This window comes from Rhodococcus ruber (assembly GCF_027270735.1).
Classification (GTDB): domain Bacteria; phylum Actinomycetota; class Actinomycetes; order Mycobacteriales; family Mycobacteriaceae; genus Rhodococcoides; species Rhodococcoides rubrum_A.
Window position 1 is genome coordinate 76434 of the sequence record NZ_JAPWIJ010000012.1, and the last position, 12166, is coordinate 88599.

Below are 12166 nucleotides of genomic sequence, written 5' to 3' on the forward strand. Positions count from 1 at the left end.
CGAGGAAGCCTCCGATGTGTACGTGGTGTGTTCGTGTCAGCGGCTTGTGTCATCGATTCGCCTCTCGTTCGGTATCCGTCAGGCCACCGACACGGCGGGACCTGCGAGGTCCGGACGAATGCGCCGAAGTACGTCCATCCGCAGTGAACCGAAGAGCTCCGAACTCTTGGTGCTCAGTTGGTCTCGCGAATCCGGCAGTGCCACTGGAACGGTGGCCGTCACCGATGCCGGAGCTCCCCCGAGAACGATGACCTTGTTGGACATGTACACCGCTTCGTCGACGTCATGGGTGACGATGACTACCGTCATCCCGAACTCGCGTTGCACTTTCATCGTCAGGTCTTCGAGATCGGCGCGGGTCTGGGCATCGACGGACGCGAACGGCTCGTCCATCAACAGCACGCGGGGCTCGAACGCGAGCGCCCGCGCGATGGCGGCACGCTGCTGCATTCCGCCGGACATTTCCCACGGGTACAGATCGCCGCGACCTTCGAGACCGACAGACTCGAGGGCGGATTCGGCGCGCTGGCGCCGCTCTGTCTTGCCCGTGGTACGACGCAAAGGAAGCTCCACGTTCTCTCTGACACGCATCCACGGGAGCAACGAGCGTCCGTAGTCCTGGAAGACGACGGCCAGATCCGCCGGTGGCCCGTCGACCTTTCTTCCGTTGACCGACACCTCACCCGTTGCGGATGTCAACCCCGCAATCGCGCGAAGCAGAGTGGATTTTCCGGTACCGGAATGGCCTACGATGCAGACCAATTCACGCTCCTCGACTGTGATGTCGACGTCGCTCAACACTGGCCTCGTTGCACCGGCGTAGGTCTTGCACAGCTTCCGAACCGCCACTGCGGACGTGGGTCCATCGTTCATTGTGCTGCTGTCGTTTCGAGTCGTAGACGATGCCACCGAAGGGTCCTTCTCTCCAATAGAGCGAACAAAAGATTGAGTCCGTAGCCGAGCAGTCCGAGCATGATGAGTCCAGCCCACATGTCGGTCATGGCATACGTGCGCTGTGACTGCAGAACGAAATATCCGATGCCTTCGGACGACGCGAACAGCTCGCTACCCACCATTGCCACGACGGCAACGGCGACGCTGGTTCGCATTCCCGCGATGATCTGGGGTGTGGCGGAACGTAGGAACACGCGCATATTCGAATCCCACAGAGCGAGTCGGTAACTTCGGGCAACATCTCGCACCAGTGGATCGACGGCGCGGACTCCGTCGACGGTGTTGAGCAACGTCGGCCACATGCACGCGAAGGCGATGATGGCCACCTTCTGCACGACGTCCGTGCCGAGCAGCACGATCGTCAACGGAATCAAAGCGATAACCGGTGTGGCCCGAATGAATTCGAGTGTAGGAGACAGAGCGCGATACGTCTGCGGCATAGTGCCCAAGGCAAGTCCGCACAGAATTCCGACGGTGACGCCCAGGACGAATCCGATGCCGAAGTTTCGAAGACTCGGCACCACGTGGACCGCGAACTGATCTGAGAACCACAGGTTCGCGAACCGCGACATGATCTCGCTGAGCGGCGGAAAGTAGAACGACGAACTGTTGCTCGACGCGAACCACCACACCCCGACGATAAGAACAGGCAGCCAGGCTTCGACGGCAATCGAACGGATACGGGTCACGACGCACTCCTCTGCGACGGGTGCCAGCGGCACAGCCGGCGCTCGGCCGCGGCGAACAGATACAGCACGGCGACACCCATGAGCGCGGTCACCAGGGTCAAGGCAAAGACGTCGACCATCTGCGCGTTCATCTGAGCTCGAGCGAGCGTCTTGCCGATACCGGGCACCGCGGCCAACAGTTCGATTCCTATCGCCAGGAGCATCGCCATGACTGCGGCGATACGAAAACCGGTGGCCACGAACGGAGTAGCAGACGGAACGATGACGAACCGAATGACCTGGAACCTGGTCAGACGATACGACCGAGCCGCTTCGAGCGCGGCACCGTCGACATCTCGGACCCCGTACATCGTCTGCAGCAGGATCGGCCACACGCAGGCCGCGACCACAACGGTCAGCTCCGTCTGACGGGTGGTTCCGTAGATGAGCGCGACGAGCGGGATGATTCCCAGGGTCGGAATCGACCGAAGAAACTCGATGATGAATCGGCAACTGCGATAGGCGAAGTCGCTCGTCCCGAGAAGTATTCCGACCGGCACCGCGATGATCGTCGAGTACAGCAAACCCAAGGCCCAGCCGGTCATGGTCGACGCGATGTCGGTCCAGAACGCGGACGTCGCCGCCATCTCCAGCATTCGGCCCGCTACCGGAACGGGCCCAGGGATGGTGTCCGCGGCGAACAGGCCCGACGACGAGAGGGCAGCCCAAACGAGCACCAGCACCACCGGAGCGATCGCCTTCTGCGTAGCGGAGGGCATCACCGTTCGCACTCGAAACACTGGGGCGGTGCGTAGCGCCGCACTGGTCATCGGGTCAGCCCACTGACGTCGGCCGATGAATCGAGAGCGCCGTTCTCCCGGAGAATGGTGGCGATACCGTCGATTCCCGCTGCGTCGACGCGACTTTCGAGCGCCGGGTACCCGGTGTCCCCCACCGTGTCGGCGGGGGTGCCGAAATGTTCGACCATGGCGGCGCGCATATCGTCGGGGTGCGAGTCGGCGTACTCCACGGACTCGTCGAGCGCGGTCTGGAACTTGTCCACCACCTCGGGATTGGTCTCGACATACTCGCGGGTGCCGGTGACGATCACTCGGGGCGCGGGACCGAAGACCTGCTCGATGGGGTCGCCCAGGGGTACCTCGAACTGTCCGGTCTTCAGCAGAAGGCTGGCGTAGGGATCACCGATGAGAGCGGCGTCGATGCGATCCGCGGTCAGTGACTCGCCCATGGCGGAGAACGGAACCTCGATGATCGATACGCCGCTGCCGTCGCCCCCCGCTTGGTCGACGACACCTCGGACCCCGTACTCGGATGCCGACGCGAGCAGGTTGACCCCGACCGTCTTGCCTTCCAGGTCTGCGGCCGTCCGAATCGAACTGTTGGCCTTGACCAGCAGTGTCGATCCGGTGCGCCCATCCGGGCCGGCCTCGAACGTGGAGACGCCGCCGACCACCGCCAGAGGGATCCCCTTCCCGGCCGCCATCACCGCACCGGGACCGGTGTTGGGGTTCATGTCGACCTGCCCGCTCAGGAGACCACCGACCAGGTCCGCCGGCGTAATGTCGACGAGCTCGATGTTCAACCCGTTGCGCTCGAAGATGCCCTGGTCGACACCCAACAACACCGCGGCGTAGTCGGACAGTTGAACATTACCCAGGCGGACGGTGGTCAGACCGTTCTCCGACGCCGCCGGCGCGGCTTGCGTTCCACCGCATGCGGTCGCGGTCAGCGCCAGAAGGACACCCGCGGTCGCGGCAATCGATCGCGTTCGGACATGTCGGCGCAGTGGAATCATCATCGATCACCTTCGGTTGGCTCGGACCCGCTGCCTACTACAGCGTCGAAAAGTGACGATAGTGACGAAGGACACAGTGCGATACGGATCATCCATCCACATCTTGGGTCACACAGTGTGGAGGTAATCCATCCCGCCGTCGGGAGGCTTCCCATACTGTCTGCAGACATGACAATCGATCGAGTACCGGTATCCGGCGGAGACATCGTCGTGGAAACTCACACCGGGACCAGTGAGCCCGTCCTCATGGTGCACGGGGTGTCCAGCCAGCGCATGCTCTGGAGTTGGCTGCACGCGGAGTCGCCGCACCTAACCCTCGTCGCACCGGATCTGCGCGGCCGAGGTGACAGCGTGGACGTCGCGGGACCGTCATCGCTGACACAGCACTCGGACGACCTCGACGCCGTCCTGAATGCTCTGGGACTCGACTGCGTGCACGTGTGCGGAATGTCCATGGGTGGATTCGTGGCAGTCGAATTCGCAGCCCGGTATCCGTCCCGGGTGAAGAGTCTCGTTCTTGTCGACGGTGGCGTTCCGGTGGCTCCGCCCGCCGGTCTCACGCAGGAGACCGTTGGGGCTGTGTTCGCGGATAAGATCGCTCGAACTCAGCAGCAGTGGAACGACATCGACGATTACATCGAGTTCTTGGTGTCGACGTCACTGCCGCTACTCGACCCGGCCGATCCGCTGCTTCGGACGTACGCCGAACACGATCTGGCCGACGGATCGATTCGCCTGTCGTCCGCCGCGGTCGTCGCCGACGCCACGGACGTGTTCTTCGGCGAATCGCGATTCCGGGAATTGACGATGCCGATTCGATTCCTGCACGCGCAGTGGAGCGTTGGGGCAAACTCGGCACCAATGTACTCGCCGCAGGATATCGAAGCACTCGACCTGACATCCATCACCCCGATGCCGGGACTCGATCACGCCGGGACGATCATGACTGCGGTCGGTGCGGCTGCAGTGGGAGAAACGATCGACGAAGCAATCGACGCGGAGCCAGAAGGAGTCGGGCAGTTCACCGACGCGTAGCAGATGCGTCGGCCTCGAACGGTGCCCATGGGGTGTCTCGAAGCGCAGGACAGTGTTCGGGTGTCGGGTTGTGTGCAATGTCGATCATCCGATCGAGGACGTCACGCGTGGCGGCCAGATCGGCCATGGCCGCGGTGATTCGGTCTCGTTCGACTCTCATGATCTCGAAGGCCTCGGGCGAGCTCTGGCCGCTGTCTATACACGGCAGTAGTTGCAGAATCTTCCGACTCGAAAGACCAGCGGAGAAAAGTTGCTGGAGTAACTTCACGCGCTCGACGGCAGACTCAGGGTAGACGCGTTGTTCGCTGGAGGTACGTTCGGACTCCAGCAAGCCCTGCTCTTCGTAGTAGCGAAGAGCTCGCGTGCTCACTCCTGCCAGGTGTGCCACCTCGCCTATACGCATCCAGTGTCTCCCTCGGAGCAACATTTCGGTTCTTGGACTTGCCCTTGACGTTAACGTGAAGTTTTAGCCTTGTCGATGTCGGACCGATCAGGACCGAAAAAACGGAAATTCGCGAAGAAAGCAAGGTCCCCATGGACTTCTCCGACCAGATCGCCCTCGTCACCGGAGCCAACCGTGGCATCGGCCGTCACTTCGTCCTCGAACTGCTCGATCGAGGTGCGGAGAAAATCTACGCGTCAGCTCGCAAACCCGAAATGCTCGACTTCGACGACAACCGGGTGGTGCCGTTGGCGCTCGACTTGCTCGACAGCGAATCGGTGAGAGCGGCGGCGTCGACGGCGTCCGATGTCACACTGCTCGTCAACAATGCGGGCATCTCCACCGGCGCCGCGCTCGTCACCGGTGACCTAACCGAGGTTCGACGCGAGATGGACACACACTTCTGGGGCACACTGCACGTCATTCGGGCATTCGCCCCGGTACTCGCAACACAGGGTGGCGGCTCGATCGTCAATATCTTGTCGGCTCTATCTTGGTTCGCCACAACGGGATCCGGGGCCTACTCTGCCGCGAAGGCCGCCGAATGGAACATGACGAACGGTGTACGCCTGGAACTTGCACCGCAGGGAACATTCGTACAGGGCGTACTTCTCGGCGCTGCAGATACCGACATCGCCGCCGGCTACGACGGACCGAAGATCGATCCCCGCACAGTGCCGCGTGCCGCCCTGAACGGTCTGGCGGCCGGCTCCATCGAAATCATCGTCGACGAATGGACCGCTATGGTGAAGTCCTCTCTCGCCGGCGATCCCGCAGCTTTCTATGCACAGATGGCCGAACTACTCGGAGCGAACTGACTTCCATCCCAACTCCCGACCCCCAACCGAAAGGCACTGGGCGGGGCCATACGGATTCGATCCGAGAACTGTGGGGTGCACCGAACCGTTCGGTCAAGGCGGAAGGGATGTGAGCGGCGAGGTGTCGCACTACGGAGCCGCTCTTTTCACGCTCGCCTAGGTTCGATCCCGAGCCAGAATGCGTTCGAGGTAGTCGAGGTCCTCGCGGAGCATGGAGATGGCCCGTTCGGGCCCCTCGGGTACGACGGGCTTGCCGTTGTCCTGGGCAACGGTGCGCAGTGCCATGTCGGCGAGTTGGACGGCCACGCTCCGATCGGCGTCGGCATCGCCGCTCTGATGCCACCAGGCAACCCAGTTCAGCATGCCGATGATGCCGAGTGCCGCAGTACGCGGGTCGACCGGCCTGAACTCCCCTGCCTTGACGCCGCTTTCGACGACCGTCACGAACTCCTTGAGGACGTGTCGACGACTGCGCTGGTAGGTCCGCGAAATCCTCTCGGGCAGGTCGGCTTCCGACCTGATGATGAGCTTGAAGCGGTCGGCGGTTTCAGCTTGGTTCAGGGCGATCGCGGTGGCCATCTTGCGAAGCTTCTCGGTGGGATCGAGGTCGGATCGCTCGTTGATCTGGTGCAGAACTGCGGCAGGCGTCTCGGTGCTCTCGCTGATCAGGCGCGACAGCAACTCGTCCTTGTTCGCGACGTAATGATAGAGCGCCGGCCGGGTGAGGCCCGTTGCGTCGGCGATGTCCTGGAGGGTCGTGCTGGCAAAGCCCTTCTCCGCGAACAACCGCGTGGCGTGATCGAGAATCTGCTTCTCGACCAGCTCCCGACGCGGATTACGCGCCGCTCCTCGCTGTGAGTCCTCGCGTGTCATGACCGAAGAATAACCGTCGCGCTCGTCAACGACCGACAGACACGAGGTGGGTGCGCGCACCGACCAGACCTGCCACCGCGTCGGACATCCACTCTTCCGGTACGTCGACAACGACGAGTGCTCTGGTGCTGCGCATCATTCGCTCCGCGACATCGAGTCGGGTCAGGACGTGATCACGCTCGCCGGACCCGGTCAGCCACACCGTGGAGCTTGCCCTGCACTCGTCGACGATGGCCGTGGCCTTCTCGTTCCACGCAGATTCGACGTCCACCGAGACCACCGTTGTCGTCGTCTCTTCGCGAAGATCGGACGGGGCGAATCGGTCGGGAAATAGCCGCCCACCATGTTCGACGGGCCGCGAGAGGATCCAGCGAGACACGTCGACAGGAATCTCCGAATCTGCGGGAACCTGCGCGTAGCTGGCGATTCCCTTCCACGCCACCTCGGGAGCAGATTCGAGAAACCGCTCCAGGCCGACCTTTCCGGCGCGCGTCATGTACGCCACCATCAGTTGCTCCACGGGCAGATCCGTCCGTTGCGGGAAGGACTCCCACCACTGTTCACTGCGCACGGCAATCTGCTGGAGGTGTTCGACTGCGGGGCGACGCACCCGTTCGTACTCGGTGAGGGCATCGCCGACGGTCGCAGCCGACGCCAGTGCAGCATCGAGAGCGATGGCGTCTTCCATGGCCAGCTTCGTTCCCGATCCGATCGAGTAATGGGCTGTGTGGGCGGCGTCGCCGAGGAGAACGACGTTGTCCACCGACCACTTTCGGCACTTGACGGTTCGGAACTGCATCCACCTGGTCCGGTTTCCGATGAGCCTGTGATTCCGGAGCGTGTCGGCAAAGGCCGTCTCGAGGTAGCGCAACGACGTCTCGTCACTGTCGGTCGGATCGGTGGCAGCCGTCGTGACGTCGAAGCCCGCGCGGTGCCACGTGTCGAGATCCGTCTCGATCAGGAACGTACTGCGATCCGGCGCATAGGGATACGCGTGTGCGACGAAAGTGCCGTGCTCGGTGGTGACGGGTACGAAAATGGCGCTTGCCAGTGCGAAATCCGTTCCACACCAGAGGTAGAGGCCGGTTCCGGTGCTGATGTCGGTGCCGAACCCCGGGTCTGCAGTTCGCGTTGCGCTGTTGATTCCGTCCGCGGCGATGACGAGGTCGACATCGAGATCGCCCGGTTCACGGCGTTCGCCGAATTCGAGCCGAACCCCTGCATCACGCGCTTGCTCCTGCAGGACGGACAGCAGCGAGGTGCGGGCCACAGCGAGCAGATCACCGTGGGCCAAGCGGGCAATCGACTCCCCCACCTGCATCGACATCTCGTGTGAGTACGCCTGAGCAACAATTGCATCGAGTGATGCAGCGTCGGCCTGACGTAGATTCCGCTGCGTCCGTGAGGCGAGGCCGACTCCGAACCCGAACGTGGTGTCCGGTGAACTCTGTTCGTAGACGGTGATCTCCGCGGAGGGGTTGGACAGTTTCAGCAGTCGTGCGGCGTAGAGGCCACCGGGGCCCCCGCCGATGACTGCGACGCGGTCGAGTTTCATCGTTGCCTCTCGAGCTTCGCGGCGATGTCCAGCCGCAAACGCTTCTTGTCGATCTTGTTGACGTTGGTTCGGGGAAGCGCGTCGAGCCATTCGAGGCGCTCCGGCCATTTGAACTTGGCCACACCGAGTCTCGTGAGATGGTCCTGCACGTCGGCCATCGTCAACGGGGCCCCGTCGGTGACGAGATACGCGCACGTCTTCTCGCCGAGTCGAGGGTCGGGCATCGCGACGACGGCCGCGCCCACGATGGCCGGATGGTCGAGCAGAAGAAGCTCTACTTCCTCGGCGTTGATCTTCTCGCCGCCGCGGTTGATGAGGTCTTTGATGCGCCCCTCGATCGTGACGTACCGCTCCCCGTCGACGACGGAGATCGACGCCAGATCGCCGGTCCGGTAGAAGCCGTCGGAGGTGAAGGCCGTTCGATTGTGCTCGGGTGCACCGAAATACCCGGTGATCGTGTACGGGCCTCGGCAACACAGTTCACCGACTTCCCCGTCGGGTAGGTCGATCTCCGTGCCGGGATCGAGAATGCGCACCTCGTCCTCCGCGCAGACAGGCGTTCCGACGGTGGTGATTCGAGCGTCGCGAGGGGCGGCGACCGGGGTGACGGTGAGCAGCCCCTCGGACATCCCGAACAGCTGACCCGCCCAATGATCTCCGCCGTCGTCGACGCGGTCCATCAGCGCCGGTGACACTTTGGCACCGGACAGGATCACGTGCCGCAGACGCTCACGCACGCGATCGAACTCGGGACTCGACACGGCCTGGTAGTGACCGTGGCCGATCAACACCTCGGTGGCTTCCGCGCGCTCCATCAGGTCGAACGCCGATCCGACGTCGGCGGTCGCGAGTACGAGGCACGCACCGACCGAATGCGAGGCGTGCAGACCGCAGGCAATCCCTGCGTTGTGCACGATGGGAATCAGATGAGCGACGCGGCTGTCCGCGGTCCATTCGAGCCGTTGTGCGTACATGAGTGCGTTGTTCCAGTACTCGGCATGAATCCGCGGAATGACCTTGGGCACTCCCGTTGTCCCGCCGGACAATTGGAATGCAACTACATCCTCGGGATCCGTCTCGGCCTCGATGGCGTCGACGAGAGCTCGGGCCTCGGTGGGATCGATGTCGAGACCGAGGTCCTCCACGCGCAGTTCGTCGGTGTCCACCGCCCCGACTGTGACCACGTGGCGAACGGTCTCGCTGCCCGCGGCATGTTCGTGGGCGAACGAGACCAGATCGAACGACGGCAGGCCGGCCTCGACGATATGCGCGACCGCGCCCACCGCGGCACCGATGTGCGCGATCTCGTGCATTCGGTGCGCGGCCAGTGTGGCGACCGGAACCAGTCCGGCCTTGACGCAGCCGTACCAGGCCAGCACCGTCTCCAGCCGGTTCGTCAGTTGGAACAACACAGGGTCCAGGCGCGTCAGCCCCAGTCGCACCAAGCCCGCAGCGATGGCATCGGTCCGACGGTCGAGTTCGGCGAACGTCATCGACCCCTCGGCGCTGATGATCGCGACCCTGTCGGGAAACCGAACAGCGATGTCGCGGAACCGGCGGCTGGTGGGAAGTGAACTCCACGAACCACTCCGGCGGTACTGCTGCGCGCGATCCTCCGGGTATCCCACCAGCCGGCCGTCCCAGTCCGAGTGGGTCGCGTCGGTGGTCACCGTCATCGTTCGGCCACCGCCGGGAGCAATCGTGAGATCTCCAGTGAATGATCAGGGTGATCGGCCGGGACGATTCCCGAGTACACGGCCGTCCAGCATCCCGGGCAGCACAGCTGACGGAACACGATGGGCGTGTCGACGTAGATGGACGGATCCGACGTCACCTGCGGCCCCGCCGCCGAGGACGGCCCCTCGTAGCGAGCCAGATCCAATACGCCGCTGGTCTTCTCGTCACCGAGCAGTCGACCGCACTGTGCACAGGCGATGACCCGAACGTCCCCGACTGTCACCTCGGACAGGTTGTCGTCGAGACGTCTGGCCAGCGAGAGATCCATGATGGGAGCGTCGGAGTGCTGGGTGGAACGCGTGCGCCGTTCGTCGATCATGTCCCGACGTCGCGCGGTAGTTGCCGCCTCGTCGACCTTTCCGTCGTCGATCACCACGCCATAGACCTCACTGGCACCGTCGGTAGTGACCTTTCCTTCACGCAGATCGACGCTGACCGCCGCCGGATCGCGATGCAACGGATCTCCGTAACCGCCGCCGCCCTGCCAGTGCATGTACAGCACCTCGCCGGGAGCGACATAGCTTTCGGCGTAGCAGGCTCCGAATTCCTTTCCGCCGCCCAGATCTTCCAGGGCACCGGGGATCTTTCCTGCCGCGAACTGCTCGATGACGTCGGTACTGCGCGCCAGAATTTCGAGTCCGGTGTTGCCGGGGTATCCGCCGGCGAGTCCGTTGTTCTGCGCCACTGCTTTACCCGCCGAGGCGAGGACGAGGCCCATCGGGAGCGAAGTGCCGTACGGCGTGACCGCGAGCGATGCACTCACGCCACCGCGTTGACGACCGGGTCCACCGGAGTCGGGTTCTTCCCGACGCCACAGTGTGAGCAGCGGGTAGAGGAACTCGGTCATTTCCGTATCGGGGATGCGCCCCATCGGAATACAGAAGAGTCCGCCGGTGTCCATGCCGTCGGCGGTCGGGCGTGCGCCGTAACCGCCTGCCATCGGTTCCATCATGATGTTGAGGAACGGAACGGGTTGCTCTCCGCGTTCGTCGAGGCCTGCGATCACGGCGGTGTCCCAGGTACCGCAGCACGCAGCCTGCACGTTCTTGCCGAGGTCGACCGATCGGTCGAGCATCTGCGAAAGGCATTCGGCGATGAGTGTTCCCGTCAGCCATGCGGGTCCGATGGGACCACGGCTGACCGCCGCCGGGAAGCTCGCGTTGTTGATGGTGCCCTCTTCGGACACCAAGTCGAAGCACCGCATCAATCCGCCTGCAGACCAGGGAATGTCGCCCGCGAGGATCGGAAGCAACGCGAGCATGACGCCGCCGCGCATACCTGCGTACGTGCAGTTGATGACGCCCGTCTGCTTGTCGGTGCCGGTGAAGTCGAACGTGAGATGGTCGTCGGTCTTGCTCATCGCGACGGTGATCTTGTGCACCTCGCGGTCACCGGTGTGCGACTGGTCCTGGTAGCCGGTGGCCTTCCAGGTCCCGTCGGGCAGCGAGGAGAGCTTGCTACGAAGGCGCCCTTCGGCGTCGGTCATCATGCGCTTCATGACGGCTTTGACGGTGTCGGCACCGTACTGCTCGATGACGGCCAGCATGCGGTTGCGGCCTACGGTGTTCGCGCCGATCTTGGCGCGCAGATCCAGCCCGACCAGCATGGGAACACGGGAGCGTCGAACCCAGAGATCGGCGACGTCGCGCTGTAGCTCGTAGTCGCGGACGACCTTTACCGGTGGAGTCGGAAGCGACTCGGAGAACACGTCTTTCGCCGACGGGTCGAACGATCCGAGTCCGGAACCGCCGAGGTCGGGTTCGTGGCAGATCGCGCTGGTCCAGGCGAACAGCTTGCCCTCGTGAAAGATGGGCTGGTAGACGATGACGTCACTCTGATGCAGTCCCCCGCCGACCCATGGGTCGTTGCAGAGGAACATGTCACCCTCCACGATTCCCGGGTTGGTGGCGCGGTGCTGCAGGGTCCAGTAGATCGCCAGGTCGACGGCTCCGACGAGCATGGTGTTGTAGAGGCCCACCTGAACCTCTTGTCCCAGTTCGTCACTGATCGCGAAGTCGAAGTCGTTCGCGTCGGTGACGATGGGTGAGCCCGACATTCGTTTGAGTGCCTCGCCCATCTCGTCGGTGACCGACCAGAGTCGGTGCCGGATGACCTCGTAGGTCAGCGGGTCGAGATCGTCGATCTGCTGCTGGGTGACGGTGTGCACCGGCAGAGTCGGCGGGAGGGTACGGGCGAGGGCGTCGGGGTCGACGGGGCGGGACGAGAAGATCTCGGACCCTGGAATTGCGGATGTCATGGTTCGGTTCT

11 protein-coding genes are annotated in these 12166 nt (G+C 63.4%); 2 read left to right on the top strand and 9 right to left on the bottom strand.

The window, feature by feature from the left end; genetic code table 11:
• Window positions 1-78: 78 nt before the first annotated feature.
• Genes O4220_RS23755 through O4220_RS23770 form a run of 4 tightly spaced genes read right to left on the bottom strand, consistent with a single transcriptional unit; the run spans window position 79 to window position 3441 of the window.
• Window positions 79-873, bottom strand: a complete 795-nt coding sequence (locus tag O4220_RS23755; RefSeq protein ID WP_269608002.1) for an ABC transporter ATP-binding protein — start codon at window positions 871-873, stop codon at window positions 79-81.
• The gene (locus tag O4220_RS23760) at window positions 870-1643 is read right to left on the bottom strand and encodes an ABC transporter permease (RefSeq protein ID WP_269608003.1); all 774 of its coding nucleotides are present in this window, start codon (window positions 1641-1643) and stop codon (window positions 870-872) included. Before O4220_RS23760 ends, O4220_RS23755 begins: the two co-directional genes overlap by 4 nt.
• A complete protein-coding gene (locus O4220_RS23765) occupies window positions 1640-2452 on the bottom strand; it encodes an ABC transporter permease (protein ID WP_269608004.1) in 813 nt (270 codons plus the stop codon). The genes O4220_RS23760 and O4220_RS23765 overlap by 4 nt, the downstream gene beginning before the upstream one ends.
• A complete protein-coding gene (locus O4220_RS23770; protein WP_269608005.1) occupies window positions 2449-3441 on the bottom strand; it encodes an ABC transporter substrate-binding protein in 993 nt (330 codons plus the stop codon). The genes O4220_RS23765 and O4220_RS23770 overlap by 4 nt, the downstream gene beginning before the upstream one ends.
• A 165-nt stretch (window positions 3442-3606) precedes the next feature.
• Between O4220_RS23770 and O4220_RS23775 the strand changes: the two genes are divergently transcribed.
• A complete protein-coding gene (locus tag O4220_RS23775) occupies window positions 3607-4473 on the top strand; it encodes an alpha/beta fold hydrolase (RefSeq protein ID WP_269608006.1) in 867 nt (288 codons plus the stop codon).
• On the opposite strand, the gene O4220_RS23780 is transcribed toward O4220_RS23775, so the two are convergent.
• A complete protein-coding gene (locus tag O4220_RS23780) occupies window positions 4460-4876 on the bottom strand; it encodes a MerR family transcriptional regulator (RefSeq protein ID WP_269608007.1) in 417 nt (138 codons plus the stop codon). The genes O4220_RS23775 and O4220_RS23780 overlap by 14 nt on opposite strands.
• Before the next feature lie 131 nt (window positions 4877-5007).
• Here O4220_RS23780 and O4220_RS23785 point away from each other — a divergent pair, with 131 nt between their 5' ends.
• Window positions 5008-5733, top strand: a complete 726-nt coding sequence (locus O4220_RS23785) for an SDR family oxidoreductase (protein WP_269608008.1) — start codon at window positions 5008-5010, stop codon at window positions 5731-5733.
• 156 nt (window positions 5734-5889) lie between these two features.
• On the opposite strand, the gene O4220_RS23790 is transcribed toward O4220_RS23785, so the two are convergent.
• From O4220_RS23790 to O4220_RS23805, 4 genes are read right to left on the bottom strand one after another with little or no spacing between them, the layout of a single operon-like run.
• A complete protein-coding gene (locus tag O4220_RS23790) occupies window positions 5890-6606 on the bottom strand; it encodes a TetR/AcrR family transcriptional regulator (protein ID WP_269608009.1) in 717 nt (238 codons plus the stop codon).
• 25 nt (window positions 6607-6631) lie between these two features.
• Entirely contained in the window at window positions 6632-8161 is a 1530-nt protein-coding gene (locus tag O4220_RS23795) for an FAD-dependent monooxygenase (protein WP_269608010.1), read from the bottom strand.
• Window positions 8158-9837: a (2,3-dihydroxybenzoyl)adenylate synthase gene (locus tag O4220_RS23800; protein ID WP_269608011.1), complete on the bottom strand. Its 1680-nt coding sequence runs from the start codon at window positions 9835-9837 to the stop codon at window positions 8158-8160. Before O4220_RS23800 ends, O4220_RS23795 begins: the two co-directional genes overlap by 4 nt.
• Entirely contained in the window at window positions 9834-12155 is a 2322-nt protein-coding gene (locus tag O4220_RS23805) for a hydantoinase B/oxoprolinase family protein (protein WP_269608012.1), read from the bottom strand. Before O4220_RS23805 ends, O4220_RS23800 begins: the two co-directional genes overlap by 4 nt.
• Window positions 12156-12166: the final 11 nt, after the last annotated feature.